Annotated in this window: 25 protein-coding genes, 1 tRNA gene and 1 pseudogene; 15 read left to right on the top strand and 12 right to left on the bottom strand. The window is 59.3% G+C overall.

Translation table 11 applies throughout. From position 1 onward, the window contains the following. Positions 1-53 precede the first annotated feature (53 nt). From AB731_RS05970 to AB731_RS05940, 7 genes are all read left to right on the top strand, one after another. Positions 54-212, top strand: coding sequence for a hypothetical protein (locus tag AB731_RS05970; RefSeq protein ID WP_047092031.1), 159 nt, complete (start codon positions 54-56; stop codon positions 210-212). Continuing rightward, complete coding sequence (leuD, locus tag AB731_RS05965) at positions 212-817, top strand: 3-isopropylmalate dehydratase small subunit (RefSeq protein WP_047092032.1); 606 nt, start codon at positions 212-214, stop codon at positions 815-817. The genes AB731_RS05970 and leuD overlap by 1 nt, the downstream gene beginning before the upstream one ends. Positions 818-854: 37 nt before the next feature. Then, complete coding sequence (locus AB731_RS05960; RefSeq protein WP_047092033.1) at positions 855-1,178, top strand: DUF1476 domain-containing protein; 324 nt, start codon at positions 855-857, stop codon at positions 1,176-1,178. A 24-nt stretch (positions 1,179-1,202) separates the two neighbouring features. After that, a complete protein-coding gene (locus AB731_RS05955; protein WP_047092034.1) occupies positions 1,203-1,436 on the top strand; it encodes a BolA/IbaG family iron-sulfur metabolism protein in 234 nt (77 codons plus the stop codon). Positions 1,437-1,466: 30 nt separating this feature from the next. Next, entirely contained in the window at positions 1,467-1,811 is a 345-nt protein-coding gene (gene grxD, locus AB731_RS05950; RefSeq protein WP_047092035.1) for a Grx4 family monothiol glutaredoxin, read from the top strand. A 184-nt stretch (positions 1,812-1,995) separates the two neighbouring features. Then, complete coding sequence (locus tag AB731_RS05945; protein ID WP_047092036.1) at positions 1,996-2,883, top strand: hypothetical protein; 888 nt, start codon at positions 1,996-1,998, stop codon at positions 2,881-2,883. 7 nt (positions 2,884-2,890) lie between these two features. Then, positions 2,891-3,508, top strand: coding sequence for an SOS response-associated peptidase (locus tag AB731_RS05940; protein WP_047092037.1), 618 nt, complete (start codon positions 2,891-2,893; stop codon positions 3,506-3,508). Between the two features lie 521 nt (positions 3,509-4,029). Here AB731_RS05940 and AB731_RS05935 read toward each other — a convergent pair. After that, positions 4,030-4,106, bottom strand: a tRNA-Arg gene (locus tag AB731_RS05935). Positions 4,107-4,163: 57 nt separating this feature from the next. Here AB731_RS05935 and AB731_RS05930 point away from each other — a divergent pair. Beyond that, the gene (locus AB731_RS05930; RefSeq protein ID WP_047092038.1) at positions 4,164-4,910 is read left to right on the top strand and encodes a queuosine precursor transporter; all 747 of its coding nucleotides are present in this window, start codon (positions 4,164-4,166) and stop codon (positions 4,908-4,910) included. Between the two features lie 32 nt (positions 4,911-4,942). Here AB731_RS05930 and AB731_RS05925 read toward each other — a convergent pair whose 3' ends face one another. The 4 genes from AB731_RS05925 to AB731_RS14295 are packed head-to-tail and all read right to left on the bottom strand — an operon-like array spanning position 4,943 to position 5,632. Continuing rightward, positions 4,943-5,155: a PspC domain-containing protein gene (locus tag AB731_RS05925; RefSeq protein WP_047092039.1), complete on the bottom strand. Its 213-nt coding sequence runs from the start codon at positions 5,153-5,155 to the stop codon at positions 4,943-4,945. Then, positions 5,152-5,280 (bottom strand): hypothetical protein, encoded by a 129-nt coding sequence (locus AB731_RS14305; RefSeq protein WP_269429509.1) that lies wholly within the window; start codon positions 5,278-5,280, stop codon positions 5,152-5,154. Before AB731_RS14305 ends, AB731_RS05925 begins: the two co-directional genes overlap by 4 nt. A 38-nt stretch (positions 5,281-5,318) precedes the next feature. Further along, on the bottom strand, positions 5,319-5,447 hold the full coding sequence (locus tag AB731_RS14300) for a hypothetical protein (RefSeq protein WP_269429508.1): 129 nt from the start codon (positions 5,445-5,447) through the stop codon (positions 5,319-5,321). 56 nt (positions 5,448-5,503) lie between these two features. Then, complete coding sequence (locus AB731_RS14295) at positions 5,504-5,632, bottom strand: hypothetical protein (protein WP_269429507.1); 129 nt, start codon at positions 5,630-5,632, stop codon at positions 5,504-5,506. Positions 5,633-5,856: 224 nt separating this feature from the next. On the opposite strand from AB731_RS14295, the gene recF reads away from it, so the two are divergent. After that, positions 5,857-6,942, top strand: a complete 1,086-nt coding sequence (gene recF, locus AB731_RS05920; RefSeq protein ID WP_047092040.1) for a DNA replication/repair protein RecF — start codon at positions 5,857-5,859, stop codon at positions 6,940-6,942. On the opposite strand, the gene AB731_RS05915 is transcribed toward recF, so the two are convergent. Beyond that, positions 6,939-7,682: an arylesterase gene (locus AB731_RS05915; protein WP_047092041.1), complete on the bottom strand. Its 744-nt coding sequence runs from the start codon at positions 7,680-7,682 to the stop codon at positions 6,939-6,941. The genes recF and AB731_RS05915 overlap by 4 nt on opposite strands. 27 nt (positions 7,683-7,709) lie before the next feature. On the opposite strand from AB731_RS05915, the gene AB731_RS05910 reads away from it, so the two are divergent. Both AB731_RS05910 and AB731_RS05905 read left to right on the top strand, forming a co-directional pair. Beyond that, a complete protein-coding gene (locus tag AB731_RS05910) occupies positions 7,710-8,411 on the top strand; it encodes an ABC transporter ATP-binding protein (RefSeq protein ID WP_047092042.1) in 702 nt (233 codons plus the stop codon). Between the two features lie 5 nt (positions 8,412-8,416). Beyond that, the gene (locus tag AB731_RS05905; protein ID WP_173425726.1) at positions 8,417-10,927 is read left to right on the top strand and encodes an ABC transporter permease; all 2,511 of its coding nucleotides are present in this window, start codon (positions 8,417-8,419) and stop codon (positions 10,925-10,927) included. A gap of 111 nt (positions 10,928-11,038) precedes the next feature. Here AB731_RS05905 and AB731_RS14385 read toward each other — a convergent pair. From AB731_RS14385 to AB731_RS05890, 3 genes and pseudogenes are all read right to left on the bottom strand, one after another. Next, a pseudogene (locus AB731_RS14385) lies at positions 11,039-11,389 on the bottom strand (DUF805 domain-containing protein); the annotation flags it as partial. Between the two features lie 108 nt (positions 11,390-11,497). Further along, positions 11,498-11,977 carry an RDD family protein gene (locus AB731_RS05895; protein ID WP_047092045.1) on the bottom strand — a complete coding sequence of 160 codons (480 nt, stop codon included), beginning with the start codon at positions 11,975-11,977 and terminating at the stop codon, positions 11,498-11,500. Positions 11,978-12,123: 146 nt separating this feature from the next. Further along, positions 12,124-14,862: a TonB-dependent receptor gene (locus AB731_RS05890; RefSeq protein ID WP_047092966.1), complete on the bottom strand. Its 2,739-nt coding sequence runs from the start codon at positions 14,860-14,862 to the stop codon at positions 12,124-12,126. A gap of 362 nt (positions 14,863-15,224) precedes the next feature. Between AB731_RS05890 and typA the strand changes: the two genes are divergently transcribed. The 3 genes from typA (at position 15,225) to AB731_RS05880 (ending at position 18,850) form a co-directional block, all read left to right on the top strand. Continuing rightward, positions 15,225-17,060 (top strand): translational GTPase TypA, encoded by a 1,836-nt coding sequence (gene typA, locus AB731_RS05885; protein ID WP_047092046.1) that lies wholly within the window; start codon positions 15,225-15,227, stop codon positions 17,058-17,060. 458 nt (positions 17,061-17,518) lie between these two features. After that, positions 17,519-17,644 carry a hypothetical protein gene (locus tag AB731_RS14290; protein WP_269429506.1) on the top strand — a complete coding sequence of 42 codons (126 nt, stop codon included), beginning with the start codon at positions 17,519-17,521 and terminating at the stop codon, positions 17,642-17,644. Between the two features lie 42 nt (positions 17,645-17,686). Continuing rightward, positions 17,687-18,850, top strand: a complete 1,164-nt coding sequence (locus AB731_RS05880; protein WP_156167375.1) for a putative 2OG-Fe(II) oxygenase — start codon at positions 17,687-17,689, stop codon at positions 18,848-18,850. Between the two features lie 114 nt (positions 18,851-18,964). Here the strand turns inward: AB731_RS05880 and AB731_RS05875 are convergent, their stop codons facing one another. Together AB731_RS05875 and AB731_RS05870 are read right to left on the bottom strand one after the other, a co-directional pair. Beyond that, on the bottom strand, positions 18,965-19,684 hold the full coding sequence (locus AB731_RS05875; RefSeq protein ID WP_047092048.1) for a cytochrome c biogenesis CcdA family protein: 720 nt from the start codon (positions 19,682-19,684) through the stop codon (positions 18,965-18,967). 31 nt (positions 19,685-19,715) lie between these two features. Next, complete coding sequence (locus tag AB731_RS05870; RefSeq protein WP_052768804.1) at positions 19,716-20,111, bottom strand: thioredoxin family protein; 396 nt, start codon at positions 20,109-20,111, stop codon at positions 19,716-19,718. Between the two features lie 435 nt (positions 20,112-20,546). Between AB731_RS05870 and AB731_RS05865 the strand changes: the two genes are divergently transcribed. After that, positions 20,547-21,716 (top strand): glycosyltransferase family 4 protein, encoded by a 1,170-nt coding sequence (locus AB731_RS05865; protein ID WP_047092049.1) that lies wholly within the window; start codon positions 20,547-20,549, stop codon positions 21,714-21,716. On the opposite strand, the gene AB731_RS05860 is transcribed toward AB731_RS05865, so the two are convergent. Further along, positions 21,708-22,163 (bottom strand): hypothetical protein, encoded by a 456-nt coding sequence (locus AB731_RS05860; protein ID WP_047092050.1) that lies wholly within the window; start codon positions 22,161-22,163, stop codon positions 21,708-21,710. The two genes, AB731_RS05865 and AB731_RS05860, sit on opposite strands and share 9 nt — an antisense overlap. Between the last annotated feature and the right edge of the window lie 25 nt (positions 22,164-22,188).

The following is a 22,188-nucleotide window of genomic DNA, read 5'->3' as shown; positions in this document are numbered from 1 at the left end:
GAATTCCTGCCGATCATCTTGTCACCGCAATTCACAAGGCCCATTGAAGAAACATGACGAAGAAAATCCCCGGAAAGGCCGCGATGGCGGCAGGCGCGATCGGTTCGGCAGCGGTTGCTGCTGCCCTGTTGTACGTGAACAAGCGCAAGAAGAAGAACGAGCCGACCCAGCCTGGCCCCATTCCCAGCGGTGAAAAACCGGAAACAGATTGATGGAAGCCTTGCGAGCAGTCGATGGGCGCGCGATCCCGTTCGGACGTGAGAACGTCGATACAGACCTTATCATTCCGGCGCGCTGGCTGAAAACCATCAGCCGCGAAGGGCTTGGTGAAGGCGCTTTCGAAGCGCTTCGGGCAAGCGATCCGGACAATATCTTTGACCAGCCGGAATACACCGGCGCCCCGATTTTGGTGGCCGGTGATAACTTCGGCTGCGGGTCAAGCCGCGAACATGCCGCATGGGCCTTGCTCGATATGGGCATTCGCGCCGTCATCGCGCCCAGCTTCTCCGACATCTTCGCTGGCAACGCTTTCAAGAACGGCATTCTGACTGTGGCCCTGCCGCAAACTGCAATCGACCGTTTGATGGAAGTTGCGGCAACGGATCCGATAAGCATCGACCTTGAAGCGCAAAGCGTAACCACGCCGTTCCAGGATCGCTTCAGCTTCGAAATTGATCCGTTCCGCAAAGAATGCCTGCTGCAAGGACTGGACGAAGTAGGCCTGACGTTGGCCCGCGATGCTGCTATCACGGATTACGAAACACGGCTGGCAAATGCCCGCCCGTGGCTTGCACGCGGAACCGCCGCCGCAGCGTGAGCCCGGCCGCAGACACTAGAACAAGGACAGTAGCAACATGACAGATTTCAAAGACCGCGAACGCGCCGAAGAAGCCAAATTCGCAATGGACGGGGAAACCGCCTTTCGCGTTGCCGCACGCCGCAATCGCCTGATGGGAGAATGGGCTGCCGAGCTGATGAGCCTCACTCCCGAAGAAGCCGAGGCCTACAAGAAGGCCGTTGTGCAGGCCGACTTCGAAGAAGCTGGCGATGAAGATGTGATCCGCAAGCTGCTGGGCGACCTGACCCAGGCCGAATGCGATGTGGACGAGGCGACCGTGCGGGCGAAGCTCGATGAAAAAATGATCGAAGCCAAGCGCCAACTGATGAGCGAGTCCTGATTTGATGCCCCCGGAGTATTCCTGATGCCGATGCCCGCAGAACAAATCGAGGCGCTGATCAAGGAAGCGATCCCCGACGCCAATGTCGTAATGGAAGCGCTGGCCGATGATAATGATCACTGGCTCGCCCGCGTCACATCCGCGCAGTTCGCAGGCAAGAACCGCGTGCAGCAGCACAAGATGGTATTTGCGGCGCTGGGCGGACGCATGGGCGGGGAACTTCACGCCTTGCAACTGCATACCAGCGTTCCCAACTGACGCTTACACAAGAACATCCGGGTGGGTAAAATGACTGAACTGAACGCCGAAACCAAAGACCGCATTTCCAAGATCGTTGAAGGCAATGATGTCGTGCTTTTCATGAAAGGCACGCCGCTTTTCCCGCAGTGTGGCTTTTCCAGCCGGGCTATCGCAATCCTCGATCACTGCAAGGTCGCCTTCGACAGTGTTGATGTGTTGCAGGACATGGAAGTGCGTCAGGGCATCAAGGCCTTTTCCGACTGGCCGACCATTCCGCAGCTCTACGTTAAGGGCGAATTCGTCGGCGGCAGCGATATCATGATGGAAATGTTCGAAGCTGGCGAATTGCAGCAACTGATGGACGAACAAAAGGTCGCCAAAGCCGAAGATTAATCGCCTTGGTTTGCGCACCCCTATCAGGGCGCGCGTCCTTACGGCTTTTCCCTCGCCCTGAAACGCGTCCAGGGTGCGGGGCCGGTCCGGGTGGCCATTGGGCCTCGCGGGCCGCGTTTTGCAGTCCGGTTGTGTTCAGGAACGCTCCGCTTAAACACGCGCAGCATACCCAACTGGAGCACCTATGATCCGCACCCTCGTCCTCGCCCTTGCCGCAGCAAGTTTACTGCCTGCACCACTTTGGGCGCAGGACCAGTCCGATTTCGACGCAAATATGCAAGCCGCCACACAGGCGCAGGAAATCGCACAATTGATGGGCGAAGTGCAAATTGCATCTGCGCTCGCGCAGGCGCAATATGCCGGTATGACCGTGGGCAATACCGGCCCCGGCTATCAAGGCGCTATCGCGCTTCCCACAGAAATTCCGGATGTGTGGCTGGCGGTAATCGTTGGCAAACGCAGCGATGCACCCGACGCGGATTATCTGGCGCTGGCCGAATATGAAGTATCGGGCGGACGCATAATCTCGGAGATTATTCATCCCACTGATGCCATTCCGCTTCTGGATGGACCCGCATCTGCAATGGCGCAGGCCCGCAGCTTTGCCCCGCGTGCGGTGCTCGCATCCGGCCAATCCGCCTTTTGCGCTGCCGAGAGCGGCGACGGCGCAGTGCAACCCTCCGTCACCTTCGCCACTATCGTGCTCCCACCGCGAAGCAATGGCACATTTGACGCCTATGTTCTCAACGGCCCGATCGAAGAAGGCGCGATCCCTCTGGGAAAGCACTTCCGCGTCGGCTTCGACAGCTTTGGCCTCGACGGTGAACCGGAACTGGTGACAGACACATGCGAAGTCGTGACTTGGGATACAGCTGATACCGATCTGGCGATGAGCGTCTATGTCACCGAATATGAAGGTGCAAATGCGCCCAGCCCGGTGCACATTTATGTATCCGGCCTGCTGCCGATGAGCATGGGTGTGGTGACTGGCGAAATGATCTGGCCCATGGCTGGCGGCATGATCGCCCCGCCCGTGCCGGCAGCAGAAGCGGGCTACGTATCCGGGGAATAGGCGCGCGATGTGCAACCTTTATAAAATGTCCAAATCGCAGGACGAAGTTGCGCATTTCTTCGATGCCATCGCGCAGGACATGGCAGTTTCTCCCGCCGGAAATGCGCCCGAAGCGGTCTATCCCGGCTATCCTGGCATGGTGCTGGCAGACGGCACATTGCAGCAAATGGTGTGGGGCTTTCCGCTTGCACGCAAGGGCGCAAAAGGCCAGCCGCTGAAACCGAAACCGGTCAACAATGCGCGCACCGATAAGCTTGGCAGTTCGTTCTGGAAGCCCAGCTTTGAAAACCGCCGCTGCCTGATTCCGGTATCCGCCTTTGCCGAGGCCGAGGGGCCAAAAGGCAGCATGACCCGCACCTGGTTTTCACCCGCCGATGCACCGCTATTCGCCATAGCTGGCTTCTGGCGCGACACTGCCGAATGGGGCCGCGCCTATACCATGCTGATGACTCAGGCGAGCGAAGCCATGCATGGCGTGCATGACAGAATGCCGGTGATTTTGGCTCCGGAAGACTGGAACACCTACCTCACCGCCCAGCCGCGCGATGCCTATACGCTGTTCAAACCTTATGCGGGCGCCATGCAGATGGACCGCACGGACGAGCCTTGGGCCGCACGCCGCTAAGACGCGTCGCTGTCAGGTCGGTTAGCCAAAATGTGAGAGGGAAAGCTTCGGGTGGCGGGGCCGGGAGACTGGTTGAGGACCATTTGAACGGCCCCGCCGTTATCGAAGACTTAGATTTCCCCTGTAACATTGCATGTCCCGTGCCAGTTTCGCTGATCCGCAGTTTCCTGCGGGACACGATGGTTGGCGATAAGTTAACACGGGTGCGTGATGTAAAGAAAACCGGCATCTGCTTTCCTTTCGAAGGCGCATCCGCGCCTTCGTCCTCGGTGCTAATCTCTCCGCTACGCTGCGGGGCACCTGCGGTCGCGCAGTCGCGCTCTGTCGTCGCCTGGTCGGCGACGATTTGAGCGCTTGGCTATCACAAGGTTAACTGACCTCGGTCGCGACCAGCGACCGACAAAGGGCGACCGCCCGCCCGGACCGGCCCCGCAGCGTAGCGAAGGGAATAGCCGGGAGGACGCTCGCCCGGATGGGCGAGCGAAAAGCAAGAAGCACCAATTCTATTCTCCGAAAAGAATTGGTGCGCCCGGCAGGACTCGAACCTGCTGCCTCAAGATTAGAAGTCTCGCGCTCTATCCAGATGAGCTACGGGCGCCTGATATGGGCCATTAGCGATGTTTGAGCTCCACGCAAATGCAGGTAGACCCATGCGATGTCCGAAACCCCGAGAAAAATTGCCGGTAGCGAAGTCGCCAATGCGAATTTCCGCTATTTTCCCTATATTATGGCCGCGTTTGTCGCGATCCTGCTGCTCAGCAATATCATCGGCGCATCAAAGCCCAGCTATCTTGTGCTGCCGAACGGCACACAATGGGCCTTCGGTGCGGGCGTGTTGTTCTTCCCCATCAGCTACATCATCGGAGACGTGCTGACCGAGGTTTACGGTTATGCCAACGCCCGCCGCGTGATCTGGACTGGCTTTGCAGCGCTGATCTTCATGGCGTTTATGGCTTGGGTGGTCGTCTCTCTGCCCGCCGCAGAAGGCTGGCCGGGGCAAGAAGCGTATCAATTCGTGTTCGGGAACAGCTGGCGTATCGTTCTGGCCAGCATTGTCGCCTTTTGCGTCGGTGAATTTGCCAATTCCATCGTCATGGCGAAGATGAAAGTCTGGACCAAAGGCAAGATGCTGTGGAGCCGCACGATTGGTTCAACCGTGGTCGGACAGGGGCTGGACAGCCTGATCTTCTATCCGCTGGCCTTTTATGGCCTGGCCGGCTGGCCGATCGAACAATTGTGGGAAGTGGTCGTGTCGCAGTGGCTCATCAAAACGGCGTGGGAAGCACTCCTCACGCCGGTGACCTACTGGGTCGTAAATTTCCTCAAGAAGCGCGAGGGGGTCGAAGTGTACGATACGGACACTGACTTCTCGCCGTTTGGGCATCGAGAAAGCCGCAGCTGAGGGGGTGGCGGCTGGCCGGCAATCCGTGGGGATTACTTGGCCAGCAACCAGATCGCGAGGTAGATAAGGATGAAGCTGCCGAAACCGGCGACTGCACCTACCAGGAAGACCAGCCGAACGATCAGCGGATCAACACCAAAGTATTTGGCGATACCGCCGCATACTCCGCCGATTTTTCCGTCAACTTGATCGAGGCGGAATTTCTTGGATGGCGGGCCTCCATTGGGATTGCTGATATTGTTCACACCAGCATCCGGGTGAAAGTGGTGGCAGCCGGGTTGGCAAAGCTGCTGATGAACAGCGTGGCAGAAATGGCCAGCGCGCCGATGGCGGCAAAGATCCGGCCTGTAATGTCATTGGTGTTAGTCATTTTTGTCTCCTGTTGATTGTATTTGAGTCAGCGGGCGATCAGGCAAGCATGCCGATGACGCTGGTTGCATTGGGGTTGGCAAAGCTGCTGACGAGCAGAGTTGCAGTGATTGCGAGAGCGCCGAAAGCAGCGAAAACGCGGGCGGTGAAGTCATTGGTCGTAGTCATGTCGAAATCCTTGTGTGATAGTTGGAAGTAAGACTGCCGGTTCAGGCGAGCCCAGATTACGCAAGCAAGCTCACAACGCTGGTGGCGGCAGGGTCTGCAAAGCTGCTGACGAAAAGCGTCAGGCTGATTGCGACTGCACCAAAAGCGGCGAAAACCTTGGTGGCGAATTCATTTGAGTTTGTCATTTTGTGTCTCCTCATTGGTATATTCAAACTGTTACGTCTCTTGCACCAAACATTGCAGGAGGCGTGCCAATTGGAAAAAACGGGAGAATTCTGCCATTCCTGTTCATCCACCAGACAGGTTGCAGGTTTTTACATCCTAACCCTTGGGATATTTTCCCAACTTCTGGTGAGTGACATTTCCGGTGGCCTGCTTCCCGCCGCTCGCATAGGAACTTCAGCCTCACATGGCGCTCGACCGCATCACTCTTTCGACCTTTCGCAATCACGCTGAAACGCGGCTGGATGGCACGCGCCAGATCAATTTGCTGGTCGGGGAGAACGGCGCAGGGAAAACCAATGTGCTCGAGGCCCTGTCTCTATTCTCGCCTGGCAGGGGACTGCGCCGCGCAGCACTTGCAGATATGGCGGCCCAATCCGCGCAGGGCGGGTTCGCCGTCAGCGCTTTGCTGAATGCAGGCGATAACGGAGAGCCGGTGAAGCTTGGTACCGGGATGCAGGCAGACCGGCCCGGCAGGCGTATTGTGCAAGTGAACGGCACAGAAGCGAGCGCAATAAGCCTTGGCGAATGGCTCGCGGTTGGCTGGCTGACCCCGGCGATGGACCGCCTGTTTGCCGAAAGCGCGGGCACAAGGCGCCGCTATATGGACAGGCTCGCCGTCGCCATAGATCCGGCCCATGCGCGCTATGCCAGCCGTTACGAAGCATCATTACGGGAACGCAACAAGCTGCTGTCAGACGAGCGGACACCCGAACCGGCATGGCTGGACTCAATCGAGGCGCAAATGGCGGCGGCAGGTTCGCAATTGGCGCAGGGGCGTGCGCGGCTCATCGAAGCGCTTTCGCAGGAATTGTTTGCCCTTCCCGCGCAGCCTTTTGCGCGCCCGGCCCTGACCCATATACCGGGCGGAGCACTGGAGGAGGACGCACTGGTCGATCAACTCGCCAGCAACCGCAGGCGTGACCGCGCAGCGCAGCGCACGCTGAACGGCCCTCACCGCGATGAATTGAAAGTGGTGATGGATGGCAAAGGAATGCCTGCTGCCGAATGTTCGACCGGCGAACAAAAGGCGATGTTGATCGCGATTACGCTTGCCCATGCCGCACTTGCCGCACGCGGGCGCGCCAGCCTGCTATTGCTGGATGAAGTCGCCGCGCATCTCGACCCTGTGCGGCGAGAGGCCTTGTTCGAGCGGTTGCAGGATAGCGCCACTCAGGTGTGGTTGACCGGAACGGAAGCCGGCCCTTTTTCTGGTATTGCCAGCGTGGCGGCAAGCTGGCGGGTCGCCGATGGTGCGGCGGAGCGGCTCTAGCTACCTTCGTTATCTTCCGGCAAAGCGCCAATAACCGTATCCACCGTCGCCGCGACCATTTCCTCAATGCCCTTGGCAGTGGGATGGATGCGGTCCGGCATCAGCAGATCGGGGTTCGCCATCAATGGTTCCATGAAGAAGGGCACCAAGGCTGCGTCATATTGCCTGGCCAGATCGGGATAGAGGCCGTCGAACGCAGTTTGGAATTCACTGCCGAAATTGGGCGGCGCGCGCATACCCATGATCACCGCAGGAATATCGCGCGCGGCCAGCACATCCATAATGCCTGCAAGATTGGCGCGCGTCTGATCCGGCGTAATGCCGCGCAGCAGATCATTCCCGCCCAGTTCCACAATCGCCAGGTCCGGTGTCTCCGCCAGATTATCGAGAACGAAGGCAATCCGCTGCAATCCCGCCGCTGTCGTATCGCCGGAAACGCCCGCGTCGATAAGGCGTGCGTTCACGCCGCGCGTGCGCATCACCGCTTCCAGGCGTTCGGGATAGCCCTGCGCCTCTTCGAGGTTATAGCCAGCCATCAGGCTGTCGCCAAAGCCAAGGATCACCCGCTCCGGCCCCATGACCGGCAGCACATCCGCAATCGGCGTTTCGGCTTCGCTCACCGGCTCCGCCATGGGAGCCTCTGTTCCGCAGGCGGCCAGCATCAAAGTCGCAGCTCCTAGGGGTGCAATCGACAAAAGGCGGACAGGCTGCGCCCACGGGCTTTGGTATGGCTTGTTCATGCCCTCTAGCTATGCCATCGCACCGGTGTGACAAGCCCTTCTAACAACTCACCCGTCATTTCCGCCCGCAACCTGCGCCTGACCCTTGGCGAAGGGGACGCTGCTGTGGAGATCCTGCGCGGCATCGACCTTGATGTTGCGCGCGGAGAAACACTCGCCCTGCTCGGCCCGTCCGGCAGCGGGAAAAGCTCGCTCATGTCCGTGTTGTCCGGGCTTGAACGCGCAACGTCCGGCAAGCTTACTGTTGCGGGCGAGGATTTTACCGCGCTGAACGAAGATGCGCTGGCCATGGCGCGGCGCGGACGGATCGGTATTGTTCTGCAGGCCTTCCACCTGCTGCCCACGATGACCGCAGTCGAAAATGTTGCCACTCCGCTGGAACTGGCGGGCGAGGACGGAGCGTGGGAACGGGCAACAGCTGAACTTGAGGCTGTTGGCCTTGGCCACCGCCTTACGCATTATCCCGCACAGCTTTCCGGCGGAGAGCAGCAACGCGTGGCCATCGCCCGCGCCATCGTTTCCCGGCCGCCGTTGATCTTTGCCGATGAACCGACCGGCAATCTCGACACCAATACCGGCGCAAGCGTGGAAGACGCCCTGTTCGAACGCCGCGCAGAAACCGGAGCGACGCTGATCATCATTACCCATGATCGCAAGCTGGCGGAACGCTGCAACCGCGTGGTGACGCTTGGCGACGGGTTGATTGCCACCGATACGGCCGCCGTTTGAACGCCATGAGCTGGAGCCGCGCCTGGAGCATCGCGAAACGCGATTTGTCGAGCGGATTTCGGGGCTTGCGCTTGCTGCTCGTATGTCTTTTCCTGGGCGTGGGCGCGCTGGCGGCAATTGGATCGCTGACGTCTGCCATTCAAAACGAACTGGATTCGCAAGGTCAGACGCTGCTTGGCGGCGATTTCGAAATCGAGCTGTGGCAGCGGACGCTGAATGCGGAAGAAACGGCTTTCCTTGAACAATACGGCACGCTGTCGCCTGGTTACCGGCTGCAGGCGATGGCCAGCACGGTAGAAGCTGCGGTCCCTATCGAGCTGAAGGCCGTTGCCGACAATTATCCGATGTATGGCACGCTGCTTCTGGAAGGCAGCGGTGCGGCGAGCGCACCCACAGGCAATGATGCCTATCTCGCCCCTGGCGCAGCGGAGCGGCTCAATGTCGGAACGGGCGATATCATCACCATTGGCACGCAGGCCGTTACGGTTGCTGGAATCATTGCCGAAGAACCTGATCGCCTGAGCGAAGGCTTTGCGCTGGGCCAGACTGTCATCGTCCCGGTTGATTTTCCGCAAAGTGCAGGCCTTACGGCGCCCGGTGCGATGTTCGAAAGCAAGACGCGCCTTGCCTATAATGGCAATCACGACCCGGAGCAGCTTCAGGAAGCGCTGGAAAAGGCCTTCCCCGGCGTTCCCTTCGACACCCGCAGCAGCGAGCGTGCGTCACCAGGAGCAGACAGATTTGTCAGCCGCATGGGTGAATTTCTGACGCTGGTCGGACTTGCTGCACTGGTGATCGCCGGCATCGGCATTGGCGGCGGGGTAAATTCCTATCTGGAAGCGCGGCGCAACTCGATTGCCACGCTCAAGATACTCGGCGCGACATCGCGCGACATCACCCGCATTTACGGTTTGGAAGTGGGCGCAGCGGCCTTGGCGGGCTCGCTTGCCGGGCTGGTGGTTGGTGTGCTGGTGACGCCGTTGCTCGCGGGCGCTTTGGGCGCGCTGCTGCCGGTCAGCAATACGCTGGTGTTCGACCCGTGGGCGCTGCTGCGTGCCTTGTTGTTTGGATTGCTGGTAGCGCTCATTTTTGCGGCTCCTCCTTTGATTCGGGCCCGCGATTTCCCGGCCATGGCGCTGATGCGTGCGCGCGTTTCCCCGCTCGCACGGCAATGGCGCGGCGCGATTGTACCCGTCGGTCTCGGTCTGCTTGGAATAGCGATCCTTGCGATCGGTTTTTCGCAGCAGCCGCTGCTTTCGGCAGGCTTCCTTGGCGGAGCTGCATTGGTGCTCGGCTTTCTGGCGCTGCTCGGCCGCGCTATCCGCAGCGGTGCCGCCCGTGCGCCGCGCGCCGTTAATCCGATTGTCCGCGCCGCCGTGGCCAATCTCCACCGCCCTGGCGCGGCGACAGGATCGCTGGTCACTGCCCTCGGGTTTGGCCTTTCCGCCTTCGTTCTTCTGGCCGCCATGCAATCCAGCCTTGACGGTAATATCCGCCAATCCGTGCCCGAACGCGCGCCGGATTACTTTGTCCTCGATATCCCCAAGGATGGGCTGGAGGAATTCTACGCCACGGTGAATGCCGTTTCGGCTGATGCTGCTGTCGATGCTGTACCAACCATGCGCGGATCCATCGTGTCCTACGGCCCGGACGATGCACAGATAGTGGTGGCCGAACTGGAAGAACTGCCGGAAGGCGCTTGGGGCCTCAGCGGTGAGCGCGGGCTGACATATTCCGCAGCGCTGCCCGACGGCAACGTGCTGACCGAAGGCGAATGGTGGGCAGCGGACTATGACGGTGAACCGTTGGTATCGGTTGATGTCGATCTTGCGACCGCCGCCGATATGTCCATTGGCGATATGATCACCATTTCGATCCTCGGTGTGGAGCGCAGTGCGCGCGTTGCCAATTTCCGGCGGGTGGACTGGGAAAGCCTTGGTTTCAATAACGTATGGGTCTTTTCTCCAAATACACTTGAAGATACGCCGCATAATCTTGCCGCCACGATCGACTTGCCCGAAGGCACCGATACCGGCGGGTTGTTGCGCGATCTGGTGCGCGCCTTCCCATCCTCAAGTGTGATTGAGGTTGGCCCGATCCTGAACGAAGCACGGGCGATCCTTGACCAGGTCTCGCTCGCCATTCTCGCTGCGGCTTCGGTTGCGGTATTGGCAGGTATAGCCGTCTTGCTGGGCGCAATTGCCGCCGCGCGGGCAGCGCGAATTTATGACACGGTGATCCTGCGCGTGCTGGGCGCAAGCAAGCGGCAATTACTCGCGCTGCAATTTGCTGAATTCGGCCTGCTTGCCGGGTTGCTGGCAGGGGTTGCGCTGGCGCTGGGTACAGGGGTGGCATGGCTGATCGTCACGCAGCTGTTCGAATTCGACTGGCTGCCCGACTGGACCGAAATCCTCAGCGTTCTTGGCGGCGGGCTGGTGCTGGTGCTGGCTTTCGCATTGAGCGCTTCGCTGCCGTTGCTGCGTGCGCGTCCTGCGCAAACGCTGCGGTCCCTTTAATCCGCTAACACTACTAGACACGCTCGCCTGTCCCGGGTCCTTCGGGCTTGAGCCCCATTTATGGGGAACCACTTCTCCCTCCAGGCACAGGAATATCAGCAGCACTAGATAGCCGGGAAGGACAAGTATGTTCAAAGGCGGCACGAAGCCAAGCAGCAACAAGGCGCCGAACCACCAGCCTGACAACCCGCGATCATGCAGGCGCCGCATTGTGACGGCCACGAATGGGACAAGCGTTGCAAGAAACCTGATTGCATAGATGGCAAGCCCGGTCATGAAGATCAGGCCGAAGCCTTGTCCCGAGTGGGTGCCGCGATTGTCCATTTCACGCCAAAGCATTTCAGCAAGGATCAGTGCATAGATCGCGAAGGTGGCAATCCAGTACAGCAACTGGAACAGCCAGAATTCCTTGCGCCGCGAACGCCCCTTGAAATCAGCATAGCGTTTGAACGGCAGGATCATCCATCTTGTATCGATATTGCTCCGTTTGCCGAGGGCACGAAAACCGGCAAGGAAAAGGGGGCGAATTGCCCCCTTCCCGATTAAGTGTTTGTGGCAATCAGCCGCGCCTCAATCGAAGACGCCTGCGGTGCCATGGCTGCCGGGCTGGCCTTTCACGACCAGAGTGCTTGCCAGCATATCATGCAGGCCCTGCTTCTTGTCAGTGAAGGCCACCATGATGAAACCGATGAAAATGATGATGGCCGAAAGAATCTTGGCGAAATAACGCCCAACGCCTCTGAGGAAACTGATGCGATCACCGCTATTGTCTGTCACAATCAGACCCAGCGCCTTCTTGCCTATGGTTGCCTGCCAGTTGGAGCTTTCCATGCCGGCAAAATACGCGACACCAACGACAATGTTGATGAGTGAACCGAACGAGCTCGTGGTCTGCGTACCCCCGGAAATTGCGGCGTCATCAAGGGCAGCGCTGAAGTCCATGCCCATGTCGATGCCCGTAACCGTCTGCACGATATACAGGGCGATACTCAGAAGAATTACGTCAATCAGATACGCAGCCACGCGAATCCAGAAACCTGCATATGCCATTGGAAAGTCCCCTCAAAAATTTAGCACCGGCAAAGCACCATACATTTGCGCCGCGTGCAACCCGCTTTCCACACAAAGAAAAGGGGGCCCGAAAGCCCCCTTCCCCTCCCATTATTTCTTAGGCCGCCAGGACGCGGCCAAGGCGACTACCAGCGGAAACGACCGGTAATGCCGTATGTGGCCGGATCGTTCGGGTAACCCGAAACGCTGAGCGGCTGTGCCGGGCTGTCGAACACGGTTCCGAGGAAGCGTTCGTCCAGAATATTGCGGCCCCAGATAGACACCGAATAACCCATGTCGCTTTCGTAAGTCAGCGATGCAGTCAGATTGTTCTGGCGACCAGTGAACGGCAGGCCGGCATCGATGGACGGCTGACCGTCAGCAATCGTACCGTCAGGATTCTTCACTGCGAAAGCCGGCAGGCCTTCAACCAGCTGATATTCCGACGTCCAGAGGTAGTTCACCCGCGGGACCAGTGTACCGCCGCCCAGATCGGCTTCATACTGCGCGCCCACAATCACGGTGAATTCAGGGATACCCGATGGCGTTGTGCCAGAGATATCGCCCTGTGCCGACTGCAGGAATTCGTCGAACACCGGATCGAGATACGTCACCGCCGTGTTGATCGTCAGGCCGTCTACCGGGTAGAACAGGCCTTCATATTCAACACCGAAGGTCGACTGGCTGCCAGCGTTTGCCAGCACAAAGCCGGAACCGGTGAAGATGTTGGACTGGAAGCCCTCGATCTCCTGCTGGAACACGGTCAGGTTGAGCGCAGCGATATCGAAATCGGTCTTGATACCAAGTTCGTACACCGTCGATTCTTCCGGACCGGCAAAGCGCGAACCGTACGTCTGATTCGGCTGTTCAAGATTGGCTGCGATAATCGCTGCCCGATCGGCCAGAGTCGGGCGAGCATCGCGCGACAGGTTGACCGAGCTTGCCTTGAAGCCCGTGGCGTAGCTGAGATACACGTTGACGTCTGGCGACACATCATATGCCAGGCGCGCGGTGTAGCTGAACTTGTTATCGCTGACGCGGCCATCTTCGACCGTATTCGGTACGTTGATGAACGGCGGCAGGAATTGCAGCGCACGGAGCGGGTTCAGCGGGTTGGCCAGCGGATTGTTGACATTGGCAGCGGCAAAAGCCTGTGCCCCTGCAAGGATTGTCGGGAAAGCAGCAGCACCGGCAGCACCAGCAGGACTGGTGCCCGTCGCAAACGCCGTTACCTCAGCTGCAGTCGCACGGCGGCCGAGGTTCAACTGATTACCTACAGTCGTCGCTACCGCGCCCTGTGTCAGGACCTGACCACGGAACGGCGCAAGCTGCGGCGCATCGAAGTCAATCGAGGAAAACAGATCGGTCGACACAGCATTCTGCGTAAACTGCTTGCTGTCATCCGTGTAATTTCCGCCCAGCGTCAGTACGAGACCATCGATCAGCTCGAAATCGACCTGGCCAAAGATGGAGTAGGCTTCGGAATCCAGCGTGTAGGCTTCGGTGAAGCCCTGACCCTGAAGGTAGAACTGGTTCACATAGTTCTGACCGAAAGCCTGGCTGAACACCAGATCAAGCGGAACTGCGGTAGGGTTGTTCGGGTCCTGGAACAGGGAGAACGCCCCGCCGCTTCCGCCAACTGTCAGCAAATTGGCATAGTTGCGGAAATCCGCACCATACAGCAGCTGGTTGGACTGTTCGACATCTTCGTTGATGTAGAACACGCCCAGCAGCAGATCGATGCGGTCACCAATGGTTCCGGATACGCGGAATTCCTGGGTGAAGGTGCTGATTTCCAGATCCTGTGAGTTCGGGAAAATCAGATCGGCAGTGGAGAAATCCGAGTCCTGCTCTGTGAAGGATTCGGTCGTGCGCGACGCTGTGATGGATGTGAAGGTGAAATCACCAACATCATAATCAAGCTGCGCGGATATGCCGTGGTTGACGATCTGGTTGATCGAATCGAAATTGTTCGTGACCACATCGGCAAACGGATCGTTCGGATCAGTAAACTGACCGCCAACACCGCGGATGGCATTGGCTGCCGGGCCGCTTTGCGCGTTGATAACGGCACAGCAAATTTCATCGATGCTGTCATAATCGGCAATGATGCGCAGGCTGAGGTCGGTGCCATTGTCGATCAGGGCCTGACCGCGGACGAACCAGCGATCGCGGTTGTTGGACTCGTTACCTGTGCCAAGGTCTTCATAGAAACCTTCGCGTGAGTTGAGGCCACCACCCACGCTGACAGCAACCGTATCGGACAGCGGGCCGGTTACATAAGCGCGCGCCACGATGGCATCGTAATTACCGTAGGAAAGTTCGGTAAAGCCGCCGAAATCGAACTGCGGCTCTTCGGTCACGACCGAGATGACACCGGCAGAAGCGTTCTTGCCGAACAGGGTCGACTGCGGTCCGCGCAGAACTTCGATCCGCTGCACGTTGGGCAGATCGCTGATGGAGGAAGCCGTACGGCTGCGATACACACCATCGATGAACACGCCGACAGACGGTTCGATGCCGGCGTTGTTCGCACCGTTACCGAAACCACGGATGAAGAAGCCGGTGTTGGCACTGGACTGCCGCTGACCGACCGAAAGGGAGGGAACAACGGTCTGCAGATCGCGAATGTCGCGAATCTGGTCACGTTCCAGCGTTTCACCGCCGGTAACAGAAACAGCAACCGGAATTTCCTGCAGTGTTGTTTCGCGCTTGGTCGCCGTCACAAGGATTGTGTTGCCCTGGGCAACTTCTGCCTCTTCTTCCTGATCGTCCTCAGGGACATCTTGCGCTAGAGCAAGCCCGGGAACGGTCAAAGCAGCGGCAGCAACGCTGCACAGGAACAGGCGCGAAAGACCGGCAGTGCCGGCGTGAATGTTTTTCATCGAAATCTCCATCTCTCCCTCGGGACCGAGCGATGCCGCCGTTTTCGGCGATCTTCACTGGTACCTTGGCGACCTATTATCAGGTGGTGCTGTATTAGTCGTCGATATTCGGGGGCACAATCGGCGTAATTGCGATGATTAAGCAATGTGATACCGACTGTAGCAATATCGCAACAGGTAGAACCCTGACCTATACGTAAAGCACTTTACCCTGACGACTGCCAGACCAGAGTTTGCCTATCCTCCTTGCAGCCAAGGCAGTTACAAGCTAGGGGCGCGCGTATTCGCAGGTGCAGCATAGCCGCACTGCATTATTTTGGTCCGGTTTCGGCTGGGCCCCTCAAACCCAGGAATACAACAGCATGTCCGCGCCCCTTCGTAACGTGGCGATTATCGCCCACGTTGACCATGGCAAGACCACTCTTGTCGATCAGCTCTTCCGTCAATCCGGCACCTTCCGCGAAAATGAGCGCGTTGAAGAGCGCGCAATGGATTCCAACGAACTGGAGCAAGAGCGCGGGATTACCATTCTTGCGAAGCCCACCAGCGTCGAATGGTTGCCGCCGGGTGCGAAGCAAAGCTACCATATCAATATCGTCGATACGCCCGGCCACGCCGATTTCGGCGCCGAGGTGGAACGCATCCTCAGCATGGTCGACGGTGTCGTGTTGCTGGTAGACGCTGCCGAAGGGCCCATGCCGCAGACCAAGTTTGTGACCGGCAAGGCGCTTGGCCTTGGCCTCAAGCCCATCGTCGTCGTCAACAAGATCGACCGTCACGATGCGCGCGCCACCGAAGTGCTGGATGAAGTGTTTGACCTGTTCGTCAATCTCGACGCAAACGACGAACAGCTCGACTTCCCCGTGCTCTACGCCTCGGGCCGCTCAGGCTATGCCAGCGCCGATCAGGATGCGCGCGAAGGCGATCTGATCCCGTTGTTCGAAATGATCGTGAATCATGTTCCTGCGCCTGATCTCGATCCCGACGGCGAATTTGCAATGCTGGCAACCCTGCTGGACCGCGATGCCTTCCTTGGCCGTATCCTGACAGGCCGCATTGAAAGTGGCCGCCTTGAAACCGGTATGCCGATCAAGGCGCTGGATGTGCACGGCAACCAGGTCGAAGTGGGCCGCGCCACCAAGGTGTTTGCATATAACGGTCTGGAACGAGAGCCTGTTCTGCACGCCAAGGCGGGTGATATTGTCGCGATTGCCGGACTGACAGAGGCAACCGTATCGAACACGCTTTGTGCACCGCACGTCAGCGTACCGATCCACGCATCCCCGATTGATCCGCCGACCCTTTCGATGACTTTTGCCGTCAACGACAGCCCCTATGCGGGCCGCGAAGGCGACAAGGTACAAAGCCGCGTCATTCGTGAACGTCTGGAGCGTGAAGCCGAAGGCAACGTCGCCATCCGCATCACCGAAGCTGAGGGCAAGGACGCCTTCGAAGTGGCGGGCCGCGGCGAATTGCAGCTTGGTGTCGTGATCGAAACGCTGCGCCGCGAAGGCTTTGAACTTTCCATCAGTCGCCCCCGCGTGCTGTACAAGGAAGAAGACGGCCAGCGGATGGAACCGTATGAAACGGTTGTAGTCGATGTGGACGAGGAATATTCGGGCACAGTCGTTGAGAAAATGGCGACTCGCAAGGCGGAAATGACCGACATGCGCCCCAGCGGCGGTGGCAAGACCCGTTTGACCTTCATCGCACCCAGCCGCGGCCTGATCGGCTATCACGGTGAATTCCTGTCCGACACGCGCGGCACCGGCATCATGAACCGTCTGTTCGACAGCTACGGCCCGTACAAGGGCAAGATCGCAGGCCGCCAGAACGGCGTGCTTATCAGCATGGAAATGGGCGAGGCGCAGGCCTATGCGCTCAACATGCTGGAAGAACGCGGCACATTGTTCATCGGCCCGGGTGAAAAGCTGTATGAAGGCATGATCATCGGCGAAAATGCCAAGCCGGACGATCTTGAAGTGAACCCGCTGAAATCAAAGCAGCTCACCAACTTCCGCGCCAGCGGCAAGGACGAAGGCATCCGCCTGACCCCGCCGCGCAAGATGACGCTGGAACAGGCGATTGCCTACATTGGCGACGATGAGATTGTGGAGGTGACGCCGAAAAGCATCCGCCTGCGCAAACTCCACCTTGATCCGCATGAGCGCAAGCGCCATCGCCGCAAGGGCGACTAAACCATTGCCGATTTCCCTGCTTCGCCGATTTGGCGAAGCAGGGGCTCAAATCGGTCTTTGCGTCGAAACGTCGCTTCCGCTAATTCCCCGTCCCACAACCGGGCGCCTCGTGCCCGGAGGTAAGGGTCGCTTCTTATCTTTCTAAGGGAAATACGAATGGTTGATGCCAAGCTTTGCTGGACACGCCCGACGATCACCGACCTCGATCGTGCCGAGATCGAGAGCAATCCCATCAGTGCGGTGACCGATTCGCTGGATCTGCCTTCCAGCTAGGCAGCGATAATTGGCGGCGCAGTGGCGATCGCCGAGCGCCTTTACCTCCCTGCATGGCCGTCCTGACGAAGCAGGGTTGGACGATAGCGTGACGAATAGATCATGACGAGAGCGCCACAAACCACTTCCCCCGTGAACAGGTTATAGCTACGGCTTGGGCATTCACATGATTAGGGGGAAGATAGATGACTGAAGACCAAAAGCGCCGCACCTGGACCAAACCGCAGCTTGTGGAGGTCGATGGCGGCAATGCTGATGCGATTGAGGCATTGACTGGCCCCGGTACCGATGGCGGCGAAATGACGAGCTAGGGTTTCCGCCGGGAGCAAGCACGTGTTGCACAGGTGGTGCTGATGCAGATTGATCTCCCGATACCGCGCAAGCTGGTTCGCGCCGAACACTATCGCCTGCTCGGCCAGATTGCCAAGCCATCAACGTCGCTACGCGAGCAACGCGCCGCCCTGGCGCTCGCGCTAGACGATTTCGCTACCGCCAAGGCAGATATTACCGCAATTGCGCCAGACTCTCGCTCTCCCGGTGCAAGTTTGCTGCTGGCCCGCGCTTGCCTGAAAATGGGTGAGGCGCAAGAGGGCGAAAATTGCCTCGCACTGCTTGATACCGCAGTTCTAAAGCCTCGGTTGCGCTGTGCCGTAATGATTGAACAGGCAGCGGTGCTGAGAGCGCTTGCGCGGCCCGAAGAAGCCACCATTCTGCTCGAAAGCGTACTGGCCGAAGATCCTGCAAATTCGGCGGCGCTGCGCAAATTGGCAGCAATCCTGTTTGATCTTGGCAAGCCGGACGAGGCGCTGCGGATTTGCGAAGCTCTCCGTAACCGGGGCATCGTCACCACGCGCCTCCTCGGAACGCAGGCCACCGCGCTGGCCGCGCTCGGGCGCCGTGGAGAAGCCGAAGCTGTGCGCGGAAGCAGCGCCTTTTTCTCATCAGAGCAACTGGAGGATGTGGACGCCCTCAACAGCGAAGTAATCGAGGAATTGCGCAGCCATCCGGCGCTGCGCTTCGGCAATAGCGCACAGGCGAGCCGGGACAGCTGGCGGGTGGACGAATTGCGCCTGCGCGAACAGCCTGCAATCACCCGCTTGCTGCAAGAAATCGCACATCATGCCGCCGGCTTCGCCGCGTCGCTGAAACCTTCGGACCATCCGTGGTTCACATCCCGGCCGGATCGCGTACGCATGAACGCCTGGGCTATCATCGCCCCGGCAGGGGGATGCGAGACATGGCACACACATGACGGCGGCTGGCTATCGGGGGTCTACTATCTCGCCGTACCCGGTGGCATGTCGAAAGGGCCGGATGATCCGGCCGGCGCGATCGAGTTCGGCTGGACCGAGCGGCTGCTGGATGCAGCAACCCACGCCTCGCTGCCGTCACACCTGGTGCATCCGGAACCCGGGATGCTGCTGATGTTCCCCAGCCATATCCACCACCGCACCTTTCCCCACATGTGCAGCGAAGACCGCATCTGCATCGCCTTCGATATGGTGCCGGAAGGCTGAAACCTTGCCCGCAACACAAACAGAGAAAACCCGGCCAACCGGGGGGCGGTTGAACCGGGCCCAATCCCCGGGGCGACCCGAAGGATTGTCGGGGGGGCTTTAAAAGCCAAAATCTTAAAATCGCGTGGTGAATTCCACCAATGATTGCGGCAGAGCATCCAGCACCAGGATTTCGATCACCTTGTCGAAACCTGTCACCACCAGCACACCGGCCAGCAGAACCGACGCGCCAAGGATGGGCTTTGCATATCTGGCAACCGCCAGCATCGTCTTGCTGCGTTCCCCCAAAGCCTTGCGGGAACCGTAAGCAAAGGCGAGGATGGAGGTTGCAACCCCAAGCCCGAAGATCAGGAATATGCCAAACGCGCTGAACAGGTTTTCGCCCTGCGCCGCCGCAGCAATGGCAATACCCAGTGTGGGCCCCACACACGGGGCCCACACCAGACCAAGCAACAGTCCAACCACGAACTGGCCTGCTGCACCATCACCGCTTGTCCGGCCGAGCAAACGTTGCCCTGCCCCGGTCAGCGGCGCGGCAGCCCCGCTTAACGCCATCTGTGCGCGCGGAACCAGCAAGACGAAGCCAGCCGCAATCAGCAAAGCCCCCGCCACAAGCCGTACCAATCTTTCATCGATGCCAATGCTGAAACCGAAGCTGAGGATCAGCAGGCCGAATACCGAAAAACTCAGCACCAGCCCGCTTGCCAAGGCCACCGGCCCCCAGCGGCTTTTGCCCATGGCTGTGGCGATAATTATCGGCACCAGCGGCAGGACACAGGGATTCAGGATCGTCACCAGACCGGCGACAAAGGCCAGGGCAAGGCTAGCTAACATGATGCCGAGCTTTCAGTGATTGCCGCGCGGATCAGATCTGGCCGAGGACGAATGTGCGCAGGCGGCCGCGATTGGTTTCCGCGATGGAACGGCCCTTTTCATCACCATCCCTGAAAACCAGAATGGTGGACTGTCGCGCAATGCGGTGGGCGCGCAGGAAATCCCGGTCATTATCGAAGTCAACACGCATGAAAATGGCATCGGCGAGCCGCGGGTCGGAGCGAAGCTCGTTCAGGATCGGCGTCTGCGCGCGGCAGGTTGGGCACCAGTCGGCATGGACATCAACGACAATGGTGCGCCCTTCCTGCTGCGCGGCGGCAAAGCTGGTGGCGGAATAATTTGTCCAGCTGACCTGCGCAGTGGCCGCCAGCGGAAGCGCCGCAAACAGCGCGGCAATGGCAAGGATAAGGGCTCTGATATGCTTCACGAATAATCTCCTGGAGTAAGTGATACACCGCCATTCGCCATGAGCGGACGGGCGGTTACTCAGGGTGCGTGAATTATTTATGCGGATGGGACGAACGGGGGGTACGAACAGGAGCTACGATCAGGAGCCGAAGTCACGTGGCCGGTCAGCTTTGCCAGTCCGCCCCTTCAACAGCCTTCAAAATCCTCCCACAGCCTTCATCGCATCCGCAGTCGCGTTTGTATCCTCACCTATCCGCACGACTTTGGCGAGCATGGTGATTATGTGAGGGGGAACCCGGCACTTTCATTTGTCCCGCCCCTCCTCCTCTTGCGCCGTCCCGCCTGGCATCACAGCGCTCAGCCCACCCGCAAACGCGGTACAGGGAAACTTCGCAAGGTTCTGGTGCCTGCAACCTCTCGCCAACCGCGCGCCACTCCCCTAAGGGATTGCGCAATGGATGTGACCGACCTTCGCGTTGCGCTGTTCAGCGGCAACTACAATTATGTTCGTGATGGCGCGAACCAGGCTTTGAACCGTTTGACCGAGTATCTGCTGCGTCAGGGCGCACAGGTGCGGGTTTATTCGCCCAAGGTGGACAATCCCGCCTTTCCGCCTGCTGGTGATCTGGTCGGTGTGCCCAATGTGCCGATCCCCGGGCGCGGTGAATACCGTGTGCCTTTGGGCTTCAACGCCGCTGTGAAGGCCGATCTGGCGGCTTTTGCGCCCAACGTTATCCACGTCTCCTCCCCCGATCCGACCGGCCATGCTGCGGTTCGCTGGGCGCGGGAACGGGGATTGCCGATCCTATCCAGCGTGCACACACGGTTCGAAACCTACCCACGTTATTACAAGATGGCTTTTCTTGAGCCTGTGGCGGTGGCGATTCTGCGCCGGTTCTACAACCGCGCCGATGCGCTGGTCGCCCCTTCGCAGAGCATGGCGGAGGTTTTGCGCGAACAGGGTATGGGGGATGACATCACCATCTGGGCGCGCGGGGTGGACCGGGAGATTTTCCATTCCGGCCAGCGCGATCTGGAATGGCGGCGCAGCCACGGGATCGGCGATGACGAGGTGGCTGTGGGCTTTCTCGGGCGTCTGGTGCTGGAAAAGGGCCTCGATGTCTTTGCTGAAACGGTGGAGGAACTGCGCGGACGCGGCGTCGCGCACCGCGTGCTGGTGGTGGGAGAAGGGCCGGCCAAACCATTCTTCGCGCAGCATTGCCCCAATGCGGTGTTCGTCGGCTTTCAAGGCGGACAAGATCTCGGCCGCGCGGTCGCGAGCATGGATATGCTGCTCAATCCGTCCGTCACCGAGACATTCGGAAATGTGACGCTGGAAGCCATGGCCTGCGGTATTCCGGTGGTTGCAGCGCGCGCCACGGGTTCAACAAGCCTGGTGCTGGACAATGCGACCGGCCGATTGGTCACGCCAGGCGACGCACCAGGCTTTGCCGACGCGGTCGAAGCCTATGTTCGCGATATCGGCCTGCGGGAAGCGCATGGCCGCGCAGGCGAAGCGCGCAGCCGCGAATACGCATGGGATGCGATCAATTCCGCTGTTGCCGATGCCTATCTGCGATTGGTGTCCGAACGGGGCGGAGCGAAAGTCGGGACCCTAGCGTAGCACCCCGGCTGCGATCATCCGCTTGCTGTAATAAATCACCGCCAGAAGTACGATTACAACAATGGCGCTGAAGCCCCACATCGATGGCGTATTGAGAGCATCCGGCAAGTCCGATGTAAGGGTGTGCACCGTCGTCAGCGCAAGCCCCGCAATCGAGACATAGAATGCAGGAAGCGCAAAGCGGCTTCGCAGCAGCAACAGCAGTGATCCTGCAACCGCACCCCATACGCCAAATGCCCATGCGGCGTCGGCCCAAACCGGCCAGTCGGTGAAGTATTCCAGTATGACCGCCAGCGGCACATCGGCCTCATCGGCTGCCATTTGCAGGTAATCCATGTTGCGCGTCTGGGTCATCGCGTAATCGAAAGCCCCGCCCGCATGCCACAGCAGCGTAACCAGACCGACGGCCCAAAGATGCCACGGCGTCGATGATGTTTGCGTGTTCATGATACCCTCCCCCGGGAAACGCCCC

It is taken from the genome of Aurantiacibacter marinus, assembly GCF_001021555.1.
GTDB classification, from domain to species: domain Bacteria; phylum Pseudomonadota; class Alphaproteobacteria; order Sphingomonadales; family Sphingomonadaceae; genus Alteraurantiacibacter; species Alteraurantiacibacter marinus.
Note: the sequence above shows the minus strand (reverse complement) of the source record. Positions and strands in the feature narration are given on the sequence as shown.